Genomic DNA, 25,501 nt, shown 5'->3' on the forward strand with positions numbered 1-25,501 from the left:
ACGGTACCCGTGTCGGGCGGGCGGCTCCGCGGCGTTCGCGGCGGTGACGCCGGGCGCGACTCAGGTGCGACGGTTCGCGGCGGCGGCCGCGGCGGCGAGGTCGGCCAGTACGGGCGGCACGTCGTCTTGCGGCACCACCGCCTGGATCAGCGTCAACGACGACGACGACCGCGCGTCGGCGAGAGCCCGTCGGAGGTCTTCGACAGTGTCGACCCGCACGCCCGTCGTCGAACCGCGCGGGTCCATGGCAGCCAGCAGAGTGGTCCAGTCCCATGCGGCGATGTCGTTGTATTCCTCGTGCAGCCCGTGGATCACGCGCTCGACGGTATAGCCGGCGTTGTCGACGACCACGATCACCGCGGGCACGTCATGGCGCACCAGCGTACCGACCTCGGCCGCGGTCAACTGCGCCGCACCGTCGCCGATGAGCAGCACCGGGCGCCGCTCGGGTCGGGCGAGGGCGGCCCCGAGGATCGCGGGGAGCGTGAAGCCGATCGCGGCCCACAGGGGCTGGCCGCCGAAGACGACGCCGTGGGGGAGGCGTTCTCCGGCCATGCCGTAGAACGAGGTGCCCTGGTCGGCGAGCACCGTGTCTCCGTCGCGGAGGAACGCCGCCACCTCGTGCCAGAGGGCCCGCTGCGAGAGGGCGCCACCGGCGACAGGCGGGTGCGGGGGAGCCGGCGTCGACGCGGAGTCGTCTGCCCGGAAGCGGTCGCCCCGCACCGCCACCTCGGCGGCCACGGCGTCGAGCGCGTCGCGCATCGCGAGGGGGCGGAAGTCGTCGTCACCGACCCGCGCGCGCTCGCCGCGGATCTCGACCGTGCGGGCCGCATCGATGCGCTGCGAGAAGAAGCCCGTGGTGAGGTCGGTGAACTGCACGCCGGCCAGCACGAGCAGGTCGGCCCCCTCGATACCATCGCGCACCGCGGAAGCGCTGGCGGCGCCGAGATAGGGGCCGAGGTACCCGGATGCCGACTCGTCGACGACGCGGCGGCCCCAGAGCAGTGAGGCGTGGGCGAGCCCGTGCGAGAGCAGTGCGTGGAGCGCGTCCTCGGCGCCGAGACGAGCGACGAGGATGTCGGCGAGCACGGCGACGGTGTCGGACGCCTCGAGACGGGCGGCGACGGCGTCACGGAAACGCGCGAGCACGACGGGGTCGGTGACGACGTCGGGGTCGGGGAGCGGCGAGGACGGCGGATCGGCCGGGGCTTCGCCGATGTCGGCCGGGATGAGGAGGTAGCCGGGCAGACGCCGGTGACGCACCTCGGCGAGGAGGCGGTCGATCTGCGCGGGGGCGTCGGCGGCCGACAGCACCTCTTGCGCGGCGGTGACCTCGGCCGTCATGCGGGCGAAGTGTCCGAAATCGCCGTCGCCGAGGGAGTGGTGACTCGCCCGACCGGCGGCTTGCACGGCGGTGGTCGGCGCGCCCACGACATGGACGACGGGCACGTGCTCGGCGTAGCTGCCGGCGATGGCGCTGATCGCCGAGAGCTCGCCGACGCCGAAGGTCGTGCTCAGCGCGCCGAGACCGTGCAGGCGTCCGTAGCCGTCGGCGGCGTACCCGGCGCCGAGCTCGTTGGCGCACCCGACCCATTCGACGATGGGGTGGCGCTCGACGTGGTCGAGGAAGGCGAGAGTGAAGTCTCCCGGCACCCCGAAGAGGTGTCGTACACCCGCCTCGGCGAGACGGTCGAGAAGGTAATCGGCGACCGTGTACGTCGTCATGGCCGCCGTGCCGCTTACCGGGTGCCGAAGTGGAAGGGAAGGGCCAGCGAGGCCGAAACGAGGATGATGCCGAGCGCGAAGAACAGCGCCGGAGCGGCGAGCGAGAACGACAGTCCCGTCAGCAGCATGCCGCCGACGAACAGGATGAGCGAGACGATGAACATGAGGATCCCTTCGGTCGGTCCAGGCTATCGTGCCGGGTCGACCGGGCGGTTCGCGGGAGGGGTCGGCGTGGCGGCGAGGGGCGCCGCCGGTACGTCGGGTGCCACGGTCGGCCGGCTGGCGTCGGCGGGTGCCGCGATGACCGGGTCGGCGTCGGCGGGCGCGCCGAGCGGTCGGATGGCGTCGGCGGGGCCACCGAGCGGTCGCTTGCCGTCGAGGGCCGAGAGCGTCCAGAGGGTGCTTCCGGCCACCGCGGCGGGCATGACTGCGACGGCGCCGAGGGGAACGAGGAAGCACAGCTGGGTCGCGACGCCGAAGCCCAGGGCTCGCGCGCGGTTCGCGCGGATGATCGCGCGCCGCGCGCGGCGGTCGAACCCCCGCGCCGACAGGGAGCGCGAGGTGAGCTCGTCGGCGAGCAGCCAACCGGTCAGCGCGACACCGGTGGCGAAACCCAGCGCGCCGCCGATGAACGGGATGAGTCCGATGAGCCAGGCCAGCGCGGCAGCCAGGATGCCCCGGAGGATGAGGCGCACGCTGTCGGCGACCGCCTGCCAGAAGCCGTAGTCGGCGTCGGGCACCGTGCCCGTGGCGCTGCGCTCGGTCGCTCGCCAGATGCGGTCGTAGAACGGCTCGCCGACCGCGAGGGTCACCGCCGTGAACGACACCACCACTACCAGGAGGGCGGCACCGAATGACGCGACGCCGATCGCCGTGCGCACGACATCGGCCCAGAACGACGGCCATGTGTCGGCGAAGGGCGTCCAGTCGTCGACCAGGCCGGGCAGCATGATGCCCCACGCCACCAGCGCGACGGCAAAGACGAGCCCGACCACGGCTCCGGGGATCAGACCGAGGGCCATCGCCCCCGGGGTGCGACGCCACTGGCCGAGGCCACGCAACAGGAGTCCCGCACCGGTGAGGAATTCGCGCATGGGGAGAGTCTTCCAGACCCTCTCTCGCGGAGCTGGCCGCGTCGCGTCGAGCGTCAGTACGTCGGAAGCTGCTGCAGCGTCCACCGGTTGCCGTCGGGATCGGCGAACGTGACGAAGCGCCCCCACTGCTGTTCGTCGACGCCGTCGGCCTCCACTCCCGCCTCCCGCAGGTGCGCGAGCGCGCCGTCGGCATCGGGCACGACCACCTGGATCGTGTCTTGGCGTCCGGGTTCGAGCGTCAGCTCGAGACCCGTGCCGAAGGCGATCGAGCACGCCGACCCCGGCGGGGTCATCTGCACGAAGCGCAGCTCGTCGGTGACCTGATGGTCGTGGTCGGGATGGAATCCGATGCGCTCGTAGAACTGCTTCGCCCGGTCGACGTCCGTCACCGGGACGAAGATGAGCTCGATCTTCCACTCCATGAGCGGCTCCTCTCGATGTGCGGCCAGTATGGACCCGACCTCCGACATCGCGCGAGGGGAAGCGCCCGCACGTCATGTCGGAGGGCACTGGAAGGATGCCGGTATGCGCATCCGCACCACCTCGACCCAGCGCACCTATCGGTACGTGCGACTGGCGATCATCGGCGCCACCGTCTTCCTCGCCATCGGCGTCGCACTCCAGGTCGCGGGCGGTGCGGCGCTCCCGTCCGTCAGCGCCGCCTATTACGGCCCGGCGGGGCCGGTGTTCGTCGGCGCGCTCAGCGCGATCGCCCTGGCGCTGCTGGCCCTGTCGGGCCGGAGCCTGGAGCAGGGTCTGCTCGACATCGCCGCGGTCCTCGCGCTCGCCGTGGCCTATGTTCCCACCACCGTCGCGGCGGGTGTCTGCGAGCCGGTGCGGCGGTGTGTGCCACCCGATGTGCGCGCGACCGTGGTGAACAACGGTGTGGCCGTGGCATCCGTGGTCCTTCTCGGAGCGGTGGCCGGCGGGATCCTCGCGCGGGTCCAGGGCACGGCGAGCCGTGGGGTGACGGCGACCATCGGGGTGATCGTGTCGCTCACGGTCGCGGCCGTGGCGTGGGCGGCGATCGCGCCGGAGGGCTTCTTCGAGATGGCGCACGAGGTCGCGGCTGTGGCGTTCTTCGTCCTGATCGCGGCGGTCGCAGCCCTCGCCGCGTGGCGGCCGCAGTCGGTGGGCCGTCGCCGTGCGCGACTGCGTCGTGCGTACGGGGCCGTCGCGATGGGGATCCTCGTCACGCTGGTATTGCTCGTGGTCGGCGTCGTGACGGACGTCGAGCGCACGGGGTTCCCCGTGGTGTTCGTGGGGGAGTCGATCGCCCTCGCGCTGTTCGGGGTGTTCTGGGTGGTGCAGACCGTCGAGCTCTGGAACGACGTCGATCCGGGCCTGCGGGAATAGCGGCGACGACCTCACGTTGAAGTTGATACGGCGGCACTCAAGTTGCCGCCCCCACGTATCACAGGAGACGGAATTGCCCGAAGATGTCACCCCCGGCGCCGGCGACGGCGCGCAGTCGTTCGACGAATTCCTCGCTCGCTATCTGGCGGGCGAGCAGGCCCGTGCCGAGCGCTCCATCGACCTCAGCCGGTTCCTGAGCGCCCGAACCCAGGACGCCCTGCAGGAAGCCGGTCGCTTCGCCCTCAGCCGCGGTCAGCGCGAACTCGACGCGCTGCACGTGCTCCACGTGCTCGTCGGGCGCTCGCCCGCGAGGGAGGCCGTGGGCCGCCTCGGCGCCGACCCCGTCGCCATCGCCCGGGCCGCCGAGAGCAGGCTCCCCGCCGCCTCGCCCGCCGCCGAGGTCGACGGCGCCGTCGTGGCGGGCTCCGTGCAGCGGGCCCTGTTCCACGCGTTCCAGGTGGCGCGCGCGGCGGGATCGACGTACGTCGACCCCGACCACCTCTTCTTCGCGCTCGTGCTCGCGCAGGATGCCCCGGCGGGTCAGATCCTCGCGCAGGCCGGCGTCACCGCCGAGGCCCTGACCGAGGGCGTGCGCGAGACCGTCCTCGGCGGCGGGCAGGACGAGGCGTCGGCAGAGACGGCATCCGTCACCCCGAACCTCGACCGCTTCGGCACCGACCTCACCGCACGCGCCGCCGCCGGCGACCTCGACCCCGTGATCGGGCGCACCGACGAGATCGAGCAGACGATCGAGATCCTCAGTCGTCGCACGAAGAACAACCCCGTGCTCATCGGCGAGGCCGGTGTCGGCAAGACCGCCGTCGTCGAGGGACTCGCGCGTGCCATCGTCGCGGGCGAGGTGCCCGAGCAGCTGCGCGAGACCCGCGTGGTGTCGCTCGACCTCGCCGCCATGCTCGCCGGCGCCCGCTACCGCGGTGACTTCGAGGAACGTCTCACCCAGACGATGGACGAGGTCTCGGCATCCGAGAAGCTCGTCGTCTTCATCGACGAGGTGCACACGCTGGTGGGGGCAGGCGGTAGCGGAGACGGATCGATGGATGCCGGAAACATCCTCAAGCCCCGCCTCGCGCGCGGCGACGTGCACCTGATCGGCGCGACCACGCTGCGCGAGTACCGCACGATCGAGAAGGACCCCGCGCTCGAGCGGCGCCTGCAGCCCGTGCGCGTGGGGGAGCCGTCGATCCCGGATGCCGTGGAGATCCTGCGGGGGCTCCGTCCGGCCTACGAGGAGCACCACGCCGTCACCTACACCGACGATGCTCTGCGCGCCGCGGTGGAGCTGAGCGACCGGTACCTCAGCGATCGGGTGCTGCCCGACAAGGCCATCGACCTGATCGACCAGGCGGGAGCACGCCTGCGCCTGCGCCTCGGGGTGAGCGTCGACACCTCCTCCCTGCTCGAGCGTCTGGCGACCCTGGAGGCCGACAAGAATGCCGCGGTCTCGGCCGAGCACTACGAGGAGGCCTCGCGCCTGCGTGACGAGATCGCGGCGGTGCAGACGCGCCTCGACGCCGTGGCCGGTGGGCCCCGTCTCTCGGCCGTCGTGGACGAGCCCGATATCGCCGCGGTGATCAGCCGCGCCACCGGAATTCCGGTCGCGCGCCTCACGGCGACCGAGCGTGGGCGTCTCGCCGACCTCGAGACCGAGTTGCACGCCCGGGTCATCGGGCAGGACGACGCCGTCGCGGCCGTCGCGAAGGCCGTGCGCCGTAATCGCACGGGCATGGGCGACGAGAACCGTCCGGTCGGATCCTTCCTCTTCCTCGGACCCACCGGCGTCGGCAAGACCGAGCTGGCGAAGGCGCTCGCCGGGTCGCTCTTCGACGACGACGGCGCGGTGATCCGCTTCGACATGAGCGAGTTCGGCGAGCGCCACACGGTCTCGCGCCTGATCGGTGCCCCTCCGGGATACGTCGGCTACGACGAGGCCGGCCAGCTCACCGAGCGCGTGCGCCGCAACCCGTACGCCGTCGTGCTGTTCGACGAGATCGAGAAGGCCCACCCCGACGTCTTCACGCTGCTGCTGCAGGTGCTCGACGACGGACGCCTCACCGACGGCCAGGGGCGCACGGTCGATTTCCGCAACACGGTCATCGTGATGACCTCGAACCTGGGCGCCGAGTTCTTGGCATCCCGCTCCGGTGCGATCGGCTTCACCACCACGGGCCGCGAGTTCGCCGACGACGACCTGCGCGACCGCGTGATGGGGAAGCTCCGTGAGGCGATGCGGCCGGAGTTCCTCAACCGCATCGACGACATCGTGCTGTTCCGCAAGCTCGAGAGGGCGCAGCTTCGAGAGATCGTGGGGCTGCTTCTCGGAGCCACGTCTCGACGGCTCGCCGCTCGCGAGGTGACCTTCCACGCGACGGATGCCGCGATCGATCGCCTGGCCGAGGTCGGCTACGAACCCGAATACGGTGCGCGGCCGCTGCGCAGGGTCATCCAGCGCGAGGTCGACGACCGCATCGCCGACCTGTTCGTGTCGGGAGAGCTGGCAGACGGGGGAGCGGTGACGGTGAATGCCACCGACGCAGGCTTCGTCGTGCGGGCTGTGGTCACGGCGCTCGCGGCCTGAGCGCGCGTCCACGGCACGACGCCCCCGGTGCTTCGGCACCGGGGGCATCTCGCGTCTCGGGGGCGACGGCGCGTGCGGGTTCGGCATCCCTGGACGGGCGCTGCGCGGGGTCGTTCGACGGGGTGCCGGAGGTTCAGCATCCCTCGACGGGCGTCGCGCCGGGTCACCGGACACAGCGCAGGAGACTCCTGCCGTAGCCCGCGGTTCGGTGGCGCGTCGGGCCGGTCTCGCGCCGAACTCTCGCGTCGTGTCGTCGCGGGCGCGGGAAGGGGCCGGCGACCACGGTTCCGCGGAATCCTGCACGGACGGAAGCCCCTGCCCCGATGTCGGAGGTTGGGGGCAGAGTAGACGCATGAGTCGTATCGGCACGATCTTCAGCCCCTACCCGCACCCGCCCGAGCAGTTGCGCGACGCCGCGCGCGCGGCCGAAGATGCCGGGGTCGAAGAACTGTGGCTGTGGGAAGACTGCTTCCGCTCTTCGGCGTGGGCGGCGGCCGCCGCCGCACTCGCGGTCACCGACCATCTGCGCATCGGGGTCGGCATCGCGCCCTTCCCGTTGCGCAATGTCGCCGCTTCGGCGATGGAGGTCGCCACCATCGAGCGCATGTTCCCCGGTCGCCTGCTGCCCGGGTTCGGCCACGGCGTGCAGGACTGGATGCGACAGATCGGCGCAAAAGCGGCGTCGCCGCTCACGCTGATGCAGGAGCAGCTGCCCGCCCTCCGAGCGCTCCTGGCGGGCGAGACGGTCAGCACCGAGGGCCGTTACGTGAAGCTCCGCGGCGTCGCGCTCGACTGGCCGCCCGCCTCCCCGCCGCGGGTGTACGCCGCGGCCGAAGGCCCGAAGACGCTCGCCCTCGCGGGCGCCGTCGCCGACGGAGTCGTGCTCGACAGTCGGCACACCGTCGCCGAGATCGCCGTCGCGGTCGAGACGCTGCAGTCGGCGCGCACCGCCGCGGCGCACGAGGGCCGTGCGGATGTCGTGGCCTACGTCCTCACCGCCTTCGGTCCCGACGCGCTCGAACGCGCGACTGCGTCGATGCGCGACCGCCCCGACGCGGCAGACCGTGTGCTGGCGGGTTCGGTGGACGACGTCGCCGAGGGCGTGGCGCGGTTCCAGGCGGTGGGTGTCGACGACGTGGTACTGCTCCCGACCGATGAGGTCGACCTGGCGGCCTTCTACGCCGCCGTCGGCCAGGTCGCCGTGGCCGTGCCGAACGCCGGCGGCGTCTCATGACGCGAGGCGCGGTCTCGCTCGGTGTCGCCGGATCCCTCGGCCCCGACGTGATCGCCCGCATCGCCCCGGCGGTCGAGAACGCGGGTTTCCACACGTTGTGGGTCAACGACACCCCCGACGGCGACGCTCTCGCCGCGCTGGCCGCGGCCGCGCGCGTCACAGAACGCCTGCACCTCGCCACCGGCGTCGTGCCCGTCGACCGTCGGCCCGCCGACACGATCGCCGCCGAGGTGGCGTCCCTCGACCTTCCGATCGAGCGGCTGACGCTCGGGATCGGTTCGGGCGGGTCCAAAGCGGGGGCGCTCGCGCGCGTCCGCCAGGCCGTCGAGGTGCTGCACGACGCCGGGGTGCCGCGCGTGGTCTTCGGGGCGCTGGGGCCGAAGATGCGGCGCACGGGGGCGGAGCGTGCTGAGGGAGTGCTGCTCAATTGGGTGCCGCCCACCGAGGTGCGAACCCAGGCCGACGCGCTGCACGCGATCTCACCCGCCGCGCACGTCGCCGTCTACGTGCGTGCGGCGATCGTCCCCGCCGCGCGAGAACGCCTCGACGCCGAGACTGCGCGCTACGCCTCGTTCCCGAACTACGCCGCCAACTTCGAACGAATGGGAGTGGGGGCCGCCGACACGACCATCCGCGACGTCACCGAGCTGAGTGACGCGCTCGAGGCTCACACCGCCGCGGCCGACGAGGTCGTGCTCCGAGCCGTCGTTCCCGACGACACCGTCGAGGCGTACCTCGACTTCGTCCGCCGGGCGGCCCCGTCTCCCGGCTGAGCGTAGACCGCATAGACGCCCGGACCGCGAGACCGTGGCCCGCCTCCCTCTCTCTGGTGCGAGACTGACCGGATGCCACGTCGTCGAGGTCTCACCATCCGCTCGATCGCGCGCGGGGTGCTGGCCCTGCTGCTGGTCGGGGCGGGCGTCAGCCACCTCACGTGGGGACGGCGGGGGTATCGCATCGTCGTACCGGGCTGGGCCACGCGGATACTTCACACGGACAAGGACGCCATCGTCGTGGCATCCGGAGCCGTCGAGATGCTCCTCGGGACGGCGCTGATGTCGTTGCCGCGCGAACGCCGCCGCATCGGCGCGGTCATCGCCGCGTTCTTCGTCGCCGTGTTCCCGGGCAACGTGCACCAGTGGCGCACGGGTCGCTCTGCGCCGGGCCTCAACACCGACCGTGCGCGGTTCATCCGCCTGTTCCTTCAGGTGCCGCTCGTCGCGTGGGCGTGGTGGGCGACGCGCGAGCGCTGACCCTCGCTGAACGGGTCCGTTTTCGGCGGGATTCGCGCATCGGGGCGTGTTTCGTGCGCCCCGAAGGACGAAACACGCCCCGATACGTGACGAGCTCGTTCGCGCGGTGCGGCTGGTTCGGCGTGGGGCACCCATTGGGCGTCGGGTCGGTCGGTGGCCGCCCTGTTGCCTGAAACGTGACCCGACCATCACCGCCGAAGGGGGTCAGACCTCCGGACCGGCGGAACACCCCGAATGCCAGAGCGGCCCGAGGGCCGCATGACAGCAGCGTGCGCGGAGTGCCTGCCGGCCCCTTGGGGCGGGCAGGCACGCCCCAGGAGCGACTGATGCGACTCGACTCGACGAGTCAGCTCCTCGCGCAGCCGCTTTACCCGACGAGGCCCCCGCTACCCCGACCCGCGACGTCCGGACGCTTACGCCGCCTCGCCGAGCTCAAGGATGCCGTTCTCGAAAGCCGCGCGGGCGAGCACCTTGTAGCCGTGCTCGGGGAAGAACACGGTGAGCCGGTCGTCTTCGATCCCCATGACCGTGCCGGTGCCGAATTCGCCGTGCTCGACGACGGAGTCGATGCGGATGCCGTCTTCGTCCGCGTCCGCAGGGCCGTCGACGTCGACCGGACCCACGGCGCCGCTGTCGCAGCGGTCGCACGCCCCGCACCGTTCGGACGCCTCGACCCCGAAGTACTCGAGCAGCGCGCGTCGGCGGCAGTGGGTCGTCTCGGCGTAACCGCGCATGATCTCGATGCGCGACGCGCGGATACGCTGCTCGGCCTCGTCACGCTCGCGAACGGCGCTCACCGCATCGCCCGCCGACACCCGCTCGCGCATCGAGACGCCCTCGGGGCTCGACACGGCCAGACCGCACGCGACGAGCTGGTTCAGCACGCGACCGATGACGCGGGCCGAGCGCCCGGCCTCTTCGGCGATGTCCTTCGCGCGCAGGGGGGATTCCGCGCGCCGCAGGACATCCCAGACGCCGGCGATGTCGGCGCGCTTCGTGTGCCCACCGGCGAAGAACGACCGCAGCGAGAAGTCTTCGGCACGGTAATGCAGGATCGCCCGGGCGGGTTTCCCGTCGCGCGCCGCGCGGCCGATCTCCTGCGCATAAGAGTCCAGCGACTCTGTGACGTCGGCGTGCACGACCAGGCGCACGTCGCTCTTGTCGACGCCCATGCCGAACGCCGAGGTCGCGACCACGACATCGAGTTCGCCTGCGCTCCACGCCGTGTGCACCTCGTCGCGCCGCTTCTGAGCCATCGCCCCGTGGTACGCGGCCGCCCGGAGGCCGAGGGCGGTGAGCTCGTCGGCGTACGCGTCGGTCTCTTTGCGGGTCGCCACGTACACCAGCGCCGGGCCGCCGGCATCCTGGACATCCGCGATGACGGCACGACGCTTGTCGTCGTCGTGCTCGTGGCGGCGGACCGCCATGTGGATCTCGGGACGATCCATGCCGCGCACCTCGAGGTGCGGCTCGCGCATGCCCAGACTCGCCACGATGTCGTCGCGGACGGGGGCGGATGCCGTGGCCGTCAGCGCCAGCACCGGCGGATGCCCGAGCGCCTCGACGGCGTCGCCGATCCGCGCGTAGTCGGGTCGGAAGTCGTGGCCCCAGGCCGAGACGCAATGCGCTTCATCGACGACGACGAGACGCACATCGGCCTTCGCGAGGCGGTCGAACACCTCGCTGTTCGCCAGCTGCTCGGGCGCGAGGAAGGCGTACACGGCGTCGCCGCTCTCGATCGCCGCCCATGCGGCCTTCTTGGCCGACGCGCTCGTGCGGGAGTTCAGGGCGATGGCGGCGGGAGCATCGGGAGCGGCGTCGATGGAGTCGATCTGGTCGCGCTGCAGCGCCAGCAGCGGCGAGATGACGACGGTCACGCCGCCGAGCTCGCATCCGGAGATCTGGTACACCGCCGACTTCCCCGCACCCGTGGGGAACACGACGAGGGTGTCGCGCCCGCCGACGACCGCGTCGATCGCTTCGGCCTGCCCCGGCAGCAGGTCGTCCCACCCGAAGACCTCACGGGCGGTGCGGGCGGACTGTTCGAGGGTGGCGGGAGCGTTCACGGATGCCTCATTCCTGGGGGAGCCCCCAGCACACCTCAGACCTCCGACATCGCGCCGGGGGTTGCGGCCGTCGGCGACGTGTGATGGACGGCGACCGTGACGAGCGGCGCGGGGCGCCGACGCCGAGCTCGCATCGAACGGTCGAGTCCGCGCCCGAATCGGACTCGTGACCGCACGGGTTCGGCGCGCACCCGGACCCGGCGAAGGCAGGCTCGCCCGGCGAACGCCTGCGGCCTCGGCCACCGTGTGCCGGCCCGATGCGGGGTGGTGTCCTGCGACGGCCCGCGCGGGAGACCGCGGTGCGGGTCGGACCCCGGATGCCACGGGCGCCGCGACGACGCAAGCGCCGGGCCGATGTCGGAGGGGAGTGCCAGGATGCCGACATGCTCTTCAGCGACATCGAGACTGCCCTCGCGACGGTGACGAACACACGCTCGCGGCTGGCGAAGGTCGACGCTCTCGCCGCGGTGCTGCGGTCTCTCGCGCCCGACGAGATCGTGCCGGCGGTGGGCCTGCTGACGGCGTCGCCGCGTCAGGGTCGTCTCGGTGTCGGCTGGCGCACGTTGTCGAGCCGCGGCGGATCGCACGCCGGCGAGCCCTCGCTGACGGTCGACGACGTCGACGAGGCCTTCTCGCGGCTGACCGGGATCGGCGGTGCGGGGTCGGCGGCGGTCCGCACGGCGCTCCTCGACACGCTGGCCGAGCGGGCGACGGCGGCGGAGTGGCAGCTGCTCATCCGCGTCATGACCGGCGAACTGCGAACGGGTGCGCTGGAGGGGGTGCTCGTCGATGCCGTCGCTCGTGCCTCCGACCGCGACGGTGCCGCGGTGCGGCGCGCCGCGATGCTCTCGGGCGACCTCGGCCAGACGGCGCGTGTGGCCCTGACCGGCACGGTCGACGATCTCGCCGCCGTGGGCCTCATCGTCGGTCGCGGGGTGCAGCCGATGCTCGCCTCCACCGCCACATCGGTCGCCGACGCGCTGGGTGACGCCGGCCGGGCGTCGGTGGAGTACAAGCTCGACGGGGCCCGCGTGCAGGTGCACCGGCATGGTGACGAGGTGCACGTGTTCACCCGCACGTTGGCCGATGTCACCCACCGGGTGCCCGAGATCGTCGAGGTGGTCCGCGGTCTGCCGGTGGACGACGTCATCCTCGACGGTGAGACGCTGTCGCTCGACGACGACGGGGGTCCGCGTCCCTTCCAAGACACGATGGCGCGCTTCGGTGCCGAGACGGCGCGCGAGATCGCCCTGCGCCCGTGGTTCTTCGACGTCCTGCACATCGACGGGCGCGACCTCGTCGACGAGCCCTTGTCGGCCCGACTCGACGAGCTCGAGAGGATCGCCTCGCCCTGGCGCATCCCGGCGGTGACCACGGACGACGTCGAGACCGCCGACGCGTTCGCGCGCGATGCCCTCGCGGCCGGTCACGAAGGCGTGATGGTCAAAGGCCTCGACGCCCCGTACACGGCTGGTCGGCGCGGCAAGAGCTGGCTCAAGGTCAAGCCCGTGCACACCTTCGACCTCGTCGTGCTCGGCGTCGAACGCGGGTCGGGGCGGCGCTCGGGCTGGCTCTCGAACCTGCACCTCGGGGCGCGAGACCCCGCGGGCCGTTTCGGGCAGCCCGACGGTTTCGTCATGGTGGGCAAGACGTTCAAGGGCCTCACCGACGAGCTGCTGACCTGGCAGACCGCGCATTTCTCCGAGCGTGAGGCCGGGGAGATCCCCGGCGGCATCCGGGTCGTGCCCGACACGGTCGTCGAGATCGCGATCGACGGCGTCCAGCGATCAGTGCGGTATCCCGGCGGCGTGGCGCTGCGCTTCGCGCGCGTGAAGGCCTACCGTTCCGACAAGCCCGCGGCCGAGGCCGACACGATCGATACGCTGCGGTCGCTCCTCCCCGGGGGCGGCGGGTCGGCCGATTCCGATGAGTCGGGCGAGGGTTGATGCCGTGGGCAGCACGCAGCCGGCAGCCGCCGGGTGGGCGAAGAGATCGTCTCGCGACATACCGCGGGACCGAGAGGACGACGCGATGAGTCTCGCACCCTGGCTCGACGGCGAGCTCGGCTACCGCAGTTTCGGAACACCCGGAGCGCCGCGCGCCGTGTTCGTTCTGCGCACCGGAGATTCGGCCACCACCGACCCCGACGCGCGCGTCACGTCCGGCTACGACGTGCGCGTGGTCGCCGTGGGGCTCGACGCCCCCGAGCTGGAAGACCCCCCGGTCTTCGGCGGGCAGACCCCCGCCGGTCTCACCGTGGAGGCATTACGGGAGCTGGTCGGTCGCGAGGCGCCCGGCGCCATCGTCGGACTGGTGGGGGAGCGCTCCGCCGGCCCGATCGCGATCTATCTCGCCGCAGCCCTGGGCCCGGTCGTGGATCGCCTGGCCATCGTCGGCGTGCAGAGTCCGTCCGACCCGCTCAGCCGCGATCTGCGCACACCCCTCCTCGACCATCTCGACGCCGAGGTTCTCGTCGTCGTCGGGGGCGACGGTCCGGCAGATTCCGGCGACGCCGAGTGGTACGTCGAGCGGATGCGATCGGCCGAGGTCGAGGTCGTGCCCGACGCCGAGATCACCTCGGTCAACGGACACGTCACGCTCACCTCGGTCTGGGAGCGCGTGCTCGCACACGTCGCCCCCGGTGCCGGGCGCCGCTGACCGCCGAGGCCCTCTCCGTCAGCCGCGGACGACCGCCTTCACCTGCACGACGTTGGACTCTTCGTCTACCTCGACGTGCTCGGTCTGCGCCTTCAGGAAGTCCGAGAAGCTGCGGAATCCCAGCGCCTTCTCGCTGAAGGATGGGTCGAGACGCTTCATGAGGTCTTTCACCGCCGACGCGTGCAGCCACTCCCCGTCGGCGCGCTCTCCCTCCAGCTGCATCGCCCGCTCGAGCAGGTCGACAGCCGGGTCCTTGGAGCGCTTGCGCGCCCGGGGCCGCGAGGGCGGGGAATCCTTCTTGGTCTCGGCCAGGTTCGGGATGCCGGGCAGGGAGTCGTACGCATCGAAGCGGTCGCAGGCCGCCGCGAGCGATTTCGCGGTGGAGCCCGCCACGCCGACGCCCACGACGTACCGCCCGAGCCTCTTGCACCGCTGCGCAAGGGGAACGTAGTCGCTGTCGCCGGCGACGATGACCACGTGCGTCAGGTCGGGGAGGCGGAACATGTCTTCCACGGCATCCACCGCCAGCCGGATGTCGGCGCCGTTCTTCGCGTAGGCCGCCGCGGGGAAGAGCTGCACGAGGTCGACCGCGCGGGCCACCAACTGCGAGCGGTACTCGGCGTTGACCGGAGCGGACCAATCGGCGTACGCCCGGGTCAGCACGAGGGTGCCGAACGATGCCGCGTAGTCGATGATCGCGCCCACGTCGATCGTCGCCTTCGTCAGCCGCTCGGTGATCTCGGGGTCGACCGGGCTGTCGGCGATCTTCTGCCGGTCACGCGAATAGGCGTTGCGCCCGTGAACGCGGTCGTACCACGACATCACGATGTTGTCGAAGTCGAGGTAGACGGCGACGCGGGCGGTCTGGGTGTCGGGCATGACTCCAGTTTGACCCGTCCGCCGGGCGCGCAGAAACCCCGCGCCCGGGAAGGCGGAAACACCTCCCGCGCGAGGACCGCGGGCGTTGGTGCTCAGCGCTCGCCGGGGTAGACGACGCCGATCTGGCGGCGCACCTCGTCGAGCACGCCCATGATCGCGACGGTCTCGTCGATCGGGAGGATGTCGTTCGCGGCGGCGCCATCGGCCGCGAAGCGTTCGGCGGCGAGCGCTTGATATTGCATGCCGCGCCCCTCGACCTCGGAGGAGAACTCCTCGAGCACTTCGCCCTCGGGCGACACGACGCGGAACGAGGTGGGCGTGTACCAGACGCGGTCGATCTCGATGCGCGCCTCGGTTCCGACGATCTGCGCGGCGTTCGTGCCGGCGCCCCGCGACGACGACACCGTGGTGGAGATCGCGCCGCCCGTGTGCACGAACGTCGTCGCGACCTCGGCGTCGCTTCCGGCATCCGAGAGGCGGGCGAGGGCGGTGATGCGCTCGGGCAGTCCGAGCACGTCGACGGCGAACGAGATGGGGTAGATGCCCAGGTCGAGAAGGGCGCCGCCACCGAGCGCGAGGTCGTTGAGGCGGTGCGCGGGGTCGGTCGGGAGCTTCTGGGTGTGGTCGGCCGAGACGACGCGTACCTCGCCGAGAGTGCCGGCGGCGAGGATCTCGCGGATGCGCACCATGTGCGGCAGGTAGCGCGTCCACATCGCCTCCATGGCGAGCAGGCCCTTCTCGGCGGCGCGATCGCGGATGATCGTCGCCTCGGTCGCGTTGAGGGCGAAGGGCTTCTCGACGAGCACGTGCTTGCCGTGATTCAGCGCGAGCAGGGCGTTGTCGATGTGGCCGGGGTGCGGGGTCGCGATGTAAATGATGTCGACGTCGGGGTCGGCCACGAGTTCTTCGTACGAGCCGTGGGCGTTCGCGATGTCGTACTGCGCCGCGAACTCGCGGGCGCTGTCGATGCGGCGGGAACCCACGGCGGCGACGTGCAAGCCCGCCGTGCGAAGGTCGGAGGTGAAGGCGTGGGCGATTCCGCCCGTCGCGAGGATGCCCCAATGCAGTCCGGTCATGGCATCCACCGTATCGGCGCGCGACGGCACCCCGGGTCACGGGTTCACCCGCACGAACGTGATCGCAGGTCGCCGGGTACACCCCTCTTGCGTCGTCGGTTATCCTCTTGTGACCGGTCACGCAGCAGCGCGCGACCCGCAATGAGGCGGACGATGAGCGACACCGATATCCCGGAGGCGACAGGGCGCGCCCCGAGCATCCGCGATGTCGCCCGGGTGGCGGGGGTGTCCTACCAGACTGTTTCGCGGGTGATCAACAACAGTTCGCAGCTGCGCCCTGAGACGGCGGCGAAGGTGCGTTCGGCGATCGCCGAGCTGAAGTTCGTGCCGAACCAGGCCGCCCGAGCCCTCGCGACCAGTCGATCGCGCCTCATCGGCGTGATGGGCCCGCGCGTGACGACTCACGGCGTGGCTTCCATGGTGCAGGCGATCGAGTCCGCCGCACGCGCCGCGGGTTACCGGCTGACCGTCACGAACCTCGCCACGAGCGACCCCGACGATGTGCGCGCCTCGATCGACCACCTCATGCAGCAGTCGATCGAGGGGCTCATCGCGGTGGCGCCGCAGACTCGCGTGATCCCGATCCTCGAGGAGTTGAAGCTCCCGGTGCCGGTGCAGACCGTGGCCTCCACGGGGGTTTCGACCTCGCACAACGATCAGGCTGCGGGGGCGCGTGCCGCCGTGCGTCACCTGATCGAGCTGGGGCACACCCGCATCCTGCACATCGCCGGCCCGCGGGACTGGATCGAGGCCGACCATCGCATGCGGGGCTACCTGGCGGAAATGGATGCCGGCGACCTCCCGCCGCGGCCGCCGGTGCTGGGCGACTGGACCGCGCAGTTCGGCTACGAGGCCGGACGGGAGCTGCTGCGGACGGAGGACGTCACGGCGGTCTTCGCGGGGAACGACCATATGGCGCTGGGGTTCATGCATGCCGTTCGCGCCATAGGTCGGTCGGTCCCCGAAGACATCTCGGTAGTCGGCTTCGACGACGTACCCGAATCGGCCCATCTCTGGCCGCCGCTGACCACCGTGCGGCAGGACTTCGTGGGGATCGGTACACGCGCCGTCGCCGACCTGCTCACCTCGCTCGGCGAGTTCCAGGGCGACGTGCCCGCGGCCGAACCCGACCACCTGCGCCTGATCGTGCGGTCGTCCACCGCGCCGCCCTCACGCTGACTTCGTCACGTTTCGGCAACGGCTCGATGTCATTCGCATCGAGACTTGACAGGTCGACCGCCGGGCGCGGTAGCATCACACACACAATGTGAACGGTCACATGACCTGGTCACACGGACGACGGGACTCGCTGCGGAGCGGATCCGTCGAGACGAAGACGTTTCGAACGACGCGGGTTCTCCCGCGGCACCGACCGGCACTTCGTTTCGCCCCTGAGGCCGTGCGCGGGGAATGCGGTCCGTCAGCAGTGCCTGCGATGGACTCCAGGGGGAGACATCGCGACTAACACCCAATGGAGGGAACCAGAGTGAAGAAGCACAGCATGCTCAAGGCGGTCGCCGGAGCCGGCGTCCTGGCGCTCGGCATCGGACTCGCGGGTTGCGCGGGCGACCGTACCGGCGGTAACTCAGGTGGCGGCGAGGAAGAGGCGGGCGGCATCATCGGTGTCGCGATGCCGACGCAGCAGTCGGAGCGCTGGATCGCCGACGGCAACAACGTGAAGGCGCAGCTCGAGGAGCTCGGCTACGACGTCGACCTGCAGTACGCCAACGACGACATCCCCACCCAGGTGTCGCAGATCGAGAACATGATCACCACGGGCGCGAAGGCCCTGATCATCGCCTCGATCGACGGCACCACGCTGACCGACGTGCTGCAGCAGGCAGCCGACGCCGACATCCCTGTCATCGCGTACGACCGCCTCATCAACGGCACGCCCAACGTCGACTACTACACGACGTTCGACAACTACAAGGTCGGCGTGCAGCAGGCCACCTCGCTCCTCACCGGCCTCGGTGTGCTCGATGAATCGGGTGCCGACACGGGCGCCGCGGGTCCCTTCAACGTCGAGCTGTTCGCCGGTAGCCCCGACGACAACAACGCCACGTTCTTCTGGCAGGGCGCCATCGACACGCTCCAGCCGTACCTCGACAAGGGCACGCTCGTCGTCCCCTCGGGTCAGACCGAGTTCGGCCAGGCTGCGATCCTCCGCTGGCTGCCCGAGACGGCCCAGGAGCGCATGGAGAACATCCTCACCGTCATCGGCTCCACCAAGCTGCAGGGCGTGCTCTCGCCCTACGACGGCCTGTCGATCGGCATCATCTCGGCCCTCACCTCGGGTGGCTACTCGGCCAGCGACCTGCCCGTCGTCACGGGTCAGGACGCCGAGGTCGGCTCGATCAAGTCGATCATCGCCGGTGAGCAGTACTCGACGATCTTCAAGGACACGCGCGAGCTGGCGAAGCGGGCCGTGACCATGGTCGACGACATCCGCAAGGGCGAGACCCCCGAGGTCAACGACGAAGAGACCTACGACAACGGCGAGAAGGTCGTACCGTCGTACCTGCTCGAGTCGACCATCGTCACGAAGGACAACTACAAGGAGATCCTCGTCGACAGCGGTTACTACACCGAGGCCGACCTGGGTTGATCCCCCGGGAGGGCTCCGGCCCTCCCGACCCGCCTCCGCCGCGGCCCTATCGGGTCGCGGCGGAGGCTCCCGCGGGTTCGCGTGACGTGCACCCGCCCCCATCATCCCGACCGGCGACGAGCCGGTTCTGCAAGGAGGACCTCGTGAGCACCATCCTCGAGATGCGCTCGATCACCAAGGAGTTCCCCGGCGTCATCGCGCTCGCCGACGTGTCGTTGACCGTCGAGCGCGGAACGGTTCACGCCATCTGTGGCGAGAACGGCGCCGGCAAGTCGACCCTCATGAAGGTGCTCAGCGGTGTGTACCCCGCGGGCGATTACCGCGGTGAGATCGTCTTCGACGGCAACACCGTCGAGTTCAAGGACATCCGCGACAGCGAAGCGGCCGGCATCGTCATCATCCACCAGGAGCTGGCCCTCAGCCCCTACCTGTCGATCGCCGAGAACATCTTCCTCGGCAACGAGATCACCCACCGCGGCCTGATCGACTGGGATGCCACGAACCGCGAGGCGGCCAAGCTCCTCGCCCGCGTGGGCCTGGGCGACAGCCCCGACGTCCCCGTCAACGAGATCGGGGTCGGCAAGCAGCAGCTCGTCGAGATCGCCAAGGCGCTGTCGAAGGACGTCAAGCTCCTCATCCTCGACGAGCCGACCGCGGCCCTGAACGACGACGACTCCGAGCACCTGCTCGACCTGATCCGTCACCTGCGCGGTCAGAACATCACCTGCATCATCATCAGCCACAAGCTGAACGAGATCCGAGCGATCGCCGACGAGGTCACGATCATCCGCGACGGGCGCACGATCGAGACGCTCGACGTGGCCACCGGCGGCACGAGCGAAGACCGCATCATCCGCGGCATGGTCGGCCGCGAGCTCGAGAACCGCTACCCCGACCGCGACGTCGTCATCGGCGACGAGGTCCTGCGCATCGAGGACTGGAACGTCAGTCACCCCACGGATGCCGCGCGCACCGTCATCCACCAGGCGAACCTCAACGTCCGCGCCGGTGAGGTCGTCGGTATCGCCGGTCTCATGGGCGCCGGCCGCACAGAGCTGGCGATGAGCGTGTTCGGCAAGAGCTTCGGCTCGCGCATCTCGGGCACCGTCTACATCAACGGCAAGAAGGCCGACACCTCCACGGTGCCCAACGCCATTCGCAGCGGTCTCGCGTACGTCACCGAGGACCGCAAGGGCGCAGGGCTCAACCTGATCGACACGATCAAGCGCAACATCTCGCTCGCGGGCATGCGCAAGCTCGTCAAGGGCGGCTTCGTCGACGGTGACGAGGAGTATCTGGTCGCCAACCGCTATCGCAAGTCGATGAACATCAAGGCCCCCAGCGTCGACGTGGTCGTCGGCAAGCTCTCGGGCGGCAACCAGCAGAAGGTCGTGCTGTCGCAGTGGCTGTTCTCCGACCCGGAGGTGCTGATCCTCGATGAGCCGACCCGCGGCATCGACGTGGGCGCGAAGTACGAGATCTACACGATCATCAACGCCCTCGCGGCGCAGGGGAAGGGGGTGTTGGTCATCTCCTCGGAGCTGCCCGAACTCCTCGGCATCTGCGACCGCATCTACACCCTCAGCGAAGGCCACATCACCGGCCAGCTGCCCATCGAAGAGGCAACTCCCGAGGCACTCATGGTGCTCATGACGAAGGAAAAGGAAGCCGACCATGTCAGCGCTTGACAACACCGTGACCCCGAAGGGTCCCGCCACGCCGAAGGGACCCGTCGGCGGCGGCGCCGGCAGCGGTGCCGGTGGCCTCGTGCAGTTCTTCACCTCGCGCCTGCGCGAGATCGGCATCTTCATCGCCCTCATCGTCATCGTGCTGCTGTTCCAGGCGCTGACCGGCGGACGTCTGCTCACCGCGGGCAACGTGTCGAACATCATCGTCCAGAACAGCTACATCCTGATCCTCGCGATCGGCATGGTGATGATCATCATCGCCGGCCACATCGACCTCTCGGTCGGTTCCGTCGCCGCCTTCGTCGGTGCGGTCTCGGGTGTGTTCATCGTCGAGTGGGGCATGCCCTGGTGGCTCGGCATCGTGCTGTCGCTCCTGATCGGTGCGGTGGTCGGCATGTGGCAGGGCTTCTGGGTGGCCTACATCGGCATCCCGGCCTTCATCGTGACGCTGGCGGGCATGCTCCTGTTCCGCGGCCTCACGCAGATGACGCTGGGCAATACGCAGATCACGCCTTTCCCGACCGAGTACCGTCAGCTCGGTGGCGGCTACCTCTTCCCCGACCTGTTCCCGGCCACCTCGTCGCCGGCGGAGTGGATCACCGTCGCCCTGGGCGTTCTGACCCTGGTGCTCTTCGTGGTGTCGCAGGTGCGCCAGCGGGCGAAGCGTGCGGCGCTGGAGCTGCAGAACGAGCCCCAGGTCGCCTTCCTCGTGAAGGTCGTCGGCGGCGGCGCACTCATCGTGTACCTCACCTACCTGCTCGGTGTGGCCCCCGGTTCGCGCGGCACGCCGATCGTGCTCGTCGTGCTCGCGGTGCTGATCATCGGGTACTCGACCGTCATGAGCCGCAGCGTCTTCGGTCGCCACATCTACGCGATCGGTGGAAACCGCACCGCCGCGAAGCTGTCGGGTATCAACACCCGCCGGGTCGACTTCATGCTGTTCGTGAACATGGGTGTGCTCGCGGCCCTCGCCGGCATCGTGTTCACGGGCCGACTGAACTCCGCCGGACCCGGCGCCGGAAACCTCTTCGAACTGGATGCCATCGCGGCATCCTTCATCGGTGGAGCCGCCGTCCAGGGTGGTGTCGGCCGCGTGGTCGGCGCGATCGCCGGTGGTCTGGTCATGGGTGTGCTGAACAACGGCATGTCGCTCATGGGCATCTCGACCGACGTGCAGCAGTTCATCAAGGGTCTCGTGCTGCTGCTGGCCGTCGCCTTCGACGTGTGGAACAAGAACCGCACGCGCGGTTGATCCACGCCCTCCTCGAACGCCCCGTCGCCTCGTGCGGCGGGGCGTTCGTCGTCTCCGGCTTCGGGATAACCCGAATCGAGCCGGGGGCTGACCGGGAGGTGTCGCAAGGGAGGGAGTCATAGCGTGGATGCCATGACCACGGCATCCGTTCTCCCGCCCCCGCCGCCGATCCCCGGCGCGTCCTCCGCGCACGACGCCACCGCTCCGACCGCGCCGCCCGCGTCGACCGCCGTCGCCGTCCCGCCGAAGGTGCGTATCTCCTCGCCGGGTCGCGTCGCCGGCGCAGCCGCGCACCTCGCCGCCCTCGGCGTCGTGGGCCCCGCGGTCTTCACCGCCCTGTTCGGCCTCTTCGGCTCGGGATTCGGGCTGCTCCCCGCCCTGCTCATCGGCGTCGTGGTGCTCGTCGTCTTCGTCTACGCGCTCTTCGCGGTGGCCTGGTTCGAGCGTGCCCGCGTCGACGGCCTCTACGGCCTCGGACTCGCGCCGATCCGCCCGCGCCGCAGCCCGAAGCCCGGTTTCCTCGGGGTGTTGCACACCATCTGGCTGCAGGCCATCGACCCGCTGCAGTGGCGCGCCGTGGCATCCTTCGCCATCGCGACTGTTCTGGGTCTCGCCACGATCGCCGCGATCGGCGTCGTGTCGTGGGGGATCGGTCTCACGGCGAGCCCGATCTTCGGATGGTCCGACACGCGCCTGCTCGGCATCCTGCCGCTCCCCGGGATCGCGGCGCCCCTGACGGGAATCGCGGCGATCATCGTCGCGCTCGGCGTCATCGTCGGCCTCGCGATCCTGCACGGCGTGATCGTGCGGGCGATCTTCGTCCCCTCCCGCGAGGCGCAGCTGGTCGAGCAGGCCCGCACCTCCGACACCCGTCGGGCCGGCGCCGTCCGGGCCGCCGAGGTGGAGCGCACGCGCATCGAGCGCGACCTGCACGACGGCGTCCAGCCGCGCCTCGTGTCGATCGGTATGACGCTGGGCCTCGCTCAGACGAAGATCGACGACGACCCCGAGGCCGCGAAGGCGTTGATCGCCGAGGCGCACGCCTCGACGAAGTCGGCCATCACCGAACTGCGTCAGCTCGCCCGTGGCATCCACGCCTCGGTGCTCGAAGACAGGGGACTGGATGCCGCGCTGTCTGCCCTGGCGTCCCGCTCACACATCCCGGTGACGCTCGACGTGCGTCTGCCGCGGCGATGCGGTCGCGCGGCGGAGGAGGCCGTCTATTTCGCCATCGCTGAGACGCTCACCAACGCCGCGAAGCACTCCCGCGCCGCCGCGTGTCGCGTCGACGTGCGGGCGCGTGAGGACGGCTCGCTCTGGGCGCGCATCGAAGACGACGGGCTCGGGGGCGCGCGGATCGTCCCCGGCGGCGGCCTGGACGGCATCGTCAACCGCGTCGCCGCCGCGGGCGGCACGGCGCGCATCGACAGCCCGCAGGGCGGCCCGACCACGGTGGAGGTGAACGTCCCGTGCGCATCCTGATCTGCGAGGACTCGGTGCTGCTGCGCGAGGGACTCGTGCGCCTGCTCGCCGACGACGGCCACGAGGTCGTCGCCGCCCTCCCGGATGCCGCGGGGCTCGAGGCCGCGGTCGCCGAGACGGCGCCGGAGCTGTGCATCCTCGACGTACGGCTCCCGCCGACCTGGACCGACGAGGGCATCCGCGCGGCGATCGCGCTGAGGTCCCGGCATCCGGGTCTCGCCGTCCTCGTGCTGTCGCAGTACGTCGAGGAACGGTACGCGAGCGATCTCATCGCCGACGGGCAGGGCGCGTTGGGGTACCTGTTGAAAGACCGGGTGGCCGACGTCGCCGACTTCCTCGCCGCGGTCGCATCCATCGCCGGCGGCGCGACGGTGCTCGACCCCGAGGTCGTCGCGCAGCTGCTCACGCGGCGACGCCGCGACGAGCGTCTGCAGTGTCTCACCGAGCGCGAGCGGAGCGTTCTCGCGCTGATCGCCGAGGGCCGCTCGAATCAGGCCATTGCCGGCGCACTCTTCGTGAGCGAGGCCAGCGTCGAGAAGTACATCACCGCCATCTTCACCAAGCTGGGCCTGGAGCAGGACGAGACCGGCAACCGCCGCGTGATCGCCGCCCTCGTCCACCTCGGCCACGATCACACCGGAGCCACCTCATGACCGCGCAGACGCCCCTCCCCACCCCCGCCGCCCCCGAGCCGCCCCGTCGTCGCGGTGCCGCCTTCGCCGTGTCGGTGGCCACCATCGTCGTCGGTGCGGTCGTCGCCGTCGGCACCCTCGCCGGTACCGGAGTGTCAGCCGTGGCGGGCATGGCCGATTGGCGGGGCGAGACGTCGTCGTACGACGTGTCGTCCGAAAGCTCGGCGCTGTCGCTCACCGACCTGCAGATCGACCTGGCCGGGGGTGAACTCACGGTCGAGTACGGCGATGTCGAGTCGCCCCAACTCGATGCGGACAGCCGCGGCCGACAGGGGTGGACGTTCGACCAGGACGGGGATTCCCTGCGCGTCGCTTCGCCCTCCGGCTCGTTCGTCGACGCGGGGCGCGCGGCGCGGGCCACGCTCACCCTGCCCTGGGATCTCGATGGATCCGGGATCGCCGCCGACATCCGGGTCACCGGCGGTGCGCTGGAACTGACCGGCGGCTTCGGCGACGTGACGGTGGAGGTCGCCGGAGGCGTTGCCACTCTCGACGGTGCGGCACGCGACATCGACGTGACGGTGACGGGCGGATCGGCCACGGCCGCGATCATCGATGCTGACACAGCCGCCTTCGAGGTGGCCGGGGGCGAGCTGACGGCGACACTCAGCGGGGTCACCCCGACCCGCACCGACGTCGAGGTGACCGCCGGCTCCGCCGACGTCATGCTGCCCGACGACGAATACCGCGTCCGCGTCGATGACGGCGCCGGTTCCGTCGACAACGGTCTGCGCACGAGCCCGTCGGCCACGGCCACGGTCGACGTGACCGCGACGATGGGGTCGGTGAGGCTTCGCTCCTGACGGCGCACGTGAGGGGTCGTCTTCTGTCGCCCGGATTCCGGTTCGGCGACAGGAAGCGACCCCTCACGCGTTCTCCGTCAGTCCGCGGTCGGACCGCTCCGACGCGCGCCGGAGCCCCGACGGCGGGAGACCACCAGCCAGACGATCAGTCCGGCGATGACGAGGATTGCGACGACGAGCAGGATCCAGGGCAGCACCGGAGCAGAGTCCGCGACCGGGGCGGGCGTCGGGCTCGCGGAGGGCGTCGCGCTGGGCGTGGGCGTCGCTGACGGGGTGACCGGTGCGGCCGCGACCTGGACGACGGCGGAGGCGAGCACCGTCTCGCCGTCCGACAAGGCGATGGTCACGGAGCCGGCGCGCGCGGGCGTGAACTCGACCGTGGCCGTGCCGTCGGTGACGGCGGTCGTGATCGACGGCCCGCTGCTGCTTCCGTCGCTGAAGGACCCGCCGTCCGTGGAGTCCAGCCCGAAGCCGACGGTCTCGAGGCCGCTGACCTTCGCCTCCACCTGCGTCTTCTGCCCGACGACCAGCGAGGAATCGACCTCGATGATGGGGGTCTGCGACGTCGCGGTGGGCTGAGGTGCCGACCCGCTGACCGTCACCGACACGGTGCCCAGCACGGTCTCGCCGTCTCCGACGGCGACGGTGAAGGTGCCCGCCTGCGTCGCGCGGAAGTACGCCGTGGCCTGGCCGTCGTTCGCCGGGCTGCTGACGTCGGTGGAGCCGGCCCCACCCGACTGCGTCGAGAGCAGACCCCCCGGTGAACCGGCGAGGCCGAAGAAGGCGTCCTCCAGCCCACCGAGCCCGGTGGCGGTGATCGTCGTGGTCTCGTCGACCGCGACCGTACTGGGGCTGGCGGTGACGGAGGCCGTGCCACGAGCCGAGGCCGCGGTGCCGCCACCGACAGCCAGAAGAGTCGTCAGGGCGACCAGGGTGACGAGCTGAGTGATGCGTTTCATGAGATCTTTCGGAGTCGGGAGCCGGGCGCCAGCCGGCTCGAATGCCCGCCGCGGGATGCCGCGGGCAGGGCGGCCAAGAC

Annotated in this window: 22 protein-coding genes; 14 read left to right on the plus strand and 8 right to left on the minus strand. The window is 70.7% G+C overall.

Annotation, left to right across the window (positions count from 1 at the left end):
- Positions 1 to 60: 60 nt before the first annotated feature.
- From ASF76_RS10335 to ASF76_RS10345, 4 genes are read right to left on the minus strand one after another with little or no spacing between them, the layout of a single operon-like run.
- Positions 61 to 1,725 (minus strand): alpha-keto acid decarboxylase family protein, encoded by a 1,665-nt coding sequence (locus ASF76_RS10335; RefSeq protein ID WP_055956948.1) that lies wholly within the window; start codon positions 1,723 to 1,725, stop codon positions 61 to 63.
- A 14-nt stretch (positions 1,726 to 1,739) separates the two neighbouring features.
- Positions 1,740 to 1,889, minus strand: coding sequence for a hypothetical protein (locus tag ASF76_RS17080; RefSeq protein ID WP_013585971.1), 150 nt, complete (start codon positions 1,887 to 1,889; stop codon positions 1,740 to 1,742).
- Between the two features lie 24 nt (positions 1,890 to 1,913).
- Complete coding sequence (locus tag ASF76_RS10340; protein ID WP_156459216.1) at positions 1,914 to 2,819, minus strand: EI24 domain-containing protein; 906 nt, start codon at positions 2,817 to 2,819, stop codon at positions 1,914 to 1,916.
- 53 nt (positions 2,820 to 2,872) lie between these two features.
- Positions 2,873 to 3,241: a VOC family protein gene (locus ASF76_RS10345; protein WP_055956950.1), complete on the minus strand. Its 369-nt coding sequence runs from the start codon at positions 3,239 to 3,241 to the stop codon at positions 2,873 to 2,875.
- A 103-nt stretch (positions 3,242 to 3,344) separates the two neighbouring features.
- On the opposite strand from ASF76_RS10345, the gene ASF76_RS10350 reads away from it, so the two are divergent.
- From ASF76_RS10350 to ASF76_RS10370, 5 genes are all read left to right on the plus strand, one after another.
- Positions 3,345 to 4,175 carry a hypothetical protein gene (locus ASF76_RS10350; RefSeq protein ID WP_055956952.1) on the plus strand — a complete coding sequence of 277 codons (831 nt, stop codon included), beginning with the start codon at positions 3,345 to 3,347 and terminating at the stop codon, positions 4,173 to 4,175.
- A 73-nt stretch (positions 4,176 to 4,248) separates the two neighbouring features.
- Complete coding sequence (locus ASF76_RS10355) at positions 4,249 to 6,771, plus strand: ATP-dependent Clp protease ATP-binding subunit (RefSeq protein ID WP_055956953.1); 2,523 nt, start codon at positions 4,249 to 4,251, stop codon at positions 6,769 to 6,771.
- Positions 6,772 to 7,123: 352 nt separating this feature from the next.
- A complete protein-coding gene (locus ASF76_RS10360; protein ID WP_055956955.1) occupies positions 7,124 to 8,005 on the plus strand; it encodes an LLM class flavin-dependent oxidoreductase in 882 nt (293 codons plus the stop codon).
- The gene (locus ASF76_RS10365) at positions 8,002 to 8,778 is read left to right on the plus strand and encodes an LLM class flavin-dependent oxidoreductase (RefSeq protein WP_055956957.1); all 777 of its coding nucleotides are present in this window, start codon (positions 8,002 to 8,004) and stop codon (positions 8,776 to 8,778) included. Before ASF76_RS10360 ends, ASF76_RS10365 begins: the two co-directional genes overlap by 4 nt.
- 72 nt (positions 8,779 to 8,850) lie before the next feature.
- Positions 8,851 to 9,258 carry a DoxX family protein gene (locus ASF76_RS10370; protein ID WP_082484987.1) on the plus strand — a complete coding sequence of 136 codons (408 nt, stop codon included), beginning with the start codon at positions 8,851 to 8,853 and terminating at the stop codon, positions 9,256 to 9,258.
- 413 nt (positions 9,259 to 9,671) lie between these two features.
- Here ASF76_RS10370 and ASF76_RS10375 read toward each other — a convergent pair whose 3' ends face one another.
- Positions 9,672 to 11,324: a RecQ family ATP-dependent DNA helicase gene (locus ASF76_RS10375; RefSeq protein WP_055956959.1), complete on the minus strand. Its 1,653-nt coding sequence runs from the start codon at positions 11,322 to 11,324 to the stop codon at positions 9,672 to 9,674.
- Between the two features lie 383 nt (positions 11,325 to 11,707).
- Between ASF76_RS10375 and ASF76_RS10380 the strand changes: the two genes are divergently transcribed.
- A complete protein-coding gene (locus tag ASF76_RS10380) occupies positions 11,708 to 13,270 on the plus strand; it encodes an ATP-dependent DNA ligase (protein WP_055956961.1) in 1,563 nt (520 codons plus the stop codon).
- Positions 13,271 to 13,355: 85 nt separating this feature from the next.
- Positions 13,356 to 13,982, plus strand: coding sequence for a hypothetical protein (locus ASF76_RS10385; protein WP_055956963.1), 627 nt, complete (start codon positions 13,356 to 13,358; stop codon positions 13,980 to 13,982).
- A gap of 18 nt (positions 13,983 to 14,000) precedes the next feature.
- Here ASF76_RS10385 and ASF76_RS10390 read toward each other — a convergent pair whose 3' ends face one another.
- Both ASF76_RS10390 and ASF76_RS10395 read right to left on the minus strand, forming a co-directional pair.
- Positions 14,001 to 14,861, minus strand: a complete 861-nt coding sequence (locus ASF76_RS10390; RefSeq protein ID WP_055956966.1) for an NYN domain-containing protein — start codon at positions 14,859 to 14,861, stop codon at positions 14,001 to 14,003.
- A gap of 92 nt (positions 14,862 to 14,953) precedes the next feature.
- Positions 14,954 to 15,937, minus strand: a complete 984-nt coding sequence (locus ASF76_RS10395) for a Gfo/Idh/MocA family protein (RefSeq protein ID WP_055956969.1) — start codon at positions 15,935 to 15,937, stop codon at positions 14,954 to 14,956.
- Between the two features lie 153 nt (positions 15,938 to 16,090).
- On the opposite strand from ASF76_RS10395, the gene ASF76_RS10400 reads away from it, so the two are divergent.
- The 7 genes from ASF76_RS10400 to ASF76_RS10430 all read left to right on the plus strand — a co-directional run bounded on the left by ASF76_RS10400 (position 16,091) and on the right by ASF76_RS10430 (position 24,462).
- Complete coding sequence (locus ASF76_RS10400) at positions 16,091 to 17,116, plus strand: LacI family DNA-binding transcriptional regulator (protein ID WP_055956971.1); 1,026 nt, start codon at positions 16,091 to 16,093, stop codon at positions 17,114 to 17,116.
- Positions 17,117 to 17,438: 322 nt separating this feature from the next.
- Entirely contained in the window at positions 17,439 to 18,545 is a 1,107-nt protein-coding gene (chvE, locus tag ASF76_RS10405) for a multiple monosaccharide ABC transporter substrate-binding protein (protein WP_082485011.1), read from the plus strand.
- Positions 18,546 to 18,706: 161 nt separating this feature from the next.
- A complete protein-coding gene (mmsA, locus tag ASF76_RS10410) occupies positions 18,707 to 20,233 on the plus strand; it encodes a multiple monosaccharide ABC transporter ATP-binding protein (protein ID WP_055957239.1) in 1,527 nt (508 codons plus the stop codon).
- Positions 20,220 to 21,485 carry a multiple monosaccharide ABC transporter permease gene (mmsB, locus tag ASF76_RS10415; protein WP_235561284.1) on the plus strand — a complete coding sequence of 422 codons (1,266 nt, stop codon included), beginning with the start codon at positions 20,220 to 20,222 and terminating at the stop codon, positions 21,483 to 21,485. The genes mmsA and mmsB overlap by 14 nt, the downstream gene beginning before the upstream one ends.
- A gap of 132 nt (positions 21,486 to 21,617) precedes the next feature.
- Positions 21,618 to 22,967, plus strand: coding sequence for a sensor histidine kinase (locus tag ASF76_RS10420; protein WP_082484988.1), 1,350 nt, complete (start codon positions 21,618 to 21,620; stop codon positions 22,965 to 22,967).
- The gene (locus tag ASF76_RS10425; RefSeq protein ID WP_055956976.1) at positions 22,955 to 23,620 is read left to right on the plus strand and encodes a LuxR C-terminal-related transcriptional regulator; all 666 of its coding nucleotides are present in this window, start codon (positions 22,955 to 22,957) and stop codon (positions 23,618 to 23,620) included. The genes ASF76_RS10420 and ASF76_RS10425 overlap by 13 nt, the downstream gene beginning before the upstream one ends.
- The gene (locus tag ASF76_RS10430) at positions 23,617 to 24,462 is read left to right on the plus strand and encodes a hypothetical protein (protein ID WP_055956978.1); all 846 of its coding nucleotides are present in this window, start codon (positions 23,617 to 23,619) and stop codon (positions 24,460 to 24,462) included. The genes ASF76_RS10425 and ASF76_RS10430 overlap by 4 nt, the downstream gene beginning before the upstream one ends.
- A 77-nt stretch (positions 24,463 to 24,539) precedes the next feature.
- Here the strand turns inward: ASF76_RS10430 and ASF76_RS10435 are convergent, their stop codons facing one another.
- On the minus strand, positions 24,540 to 25,421 hold the full coding sequence (locus ASF76_RS10435) for a hypothetical protein (protein WP_055956980.1): 882 nt from the start codon (positions 25,419 to 25,421) through the stop codon (positions 24,540 to 24,542).
- Positions 25,422 to 25,501: the final 80 nt, after the last annotated feature.

The organism is Microbacterium sp. Leaf151, from assembly GCF_001424225.1.
In the GTDB taxonomy this organism is placed as follows: Bacteria; Actinomycetota; Actinomycetes; order Actinomycetales; family Microbacteriaceae; genus Microbacterium.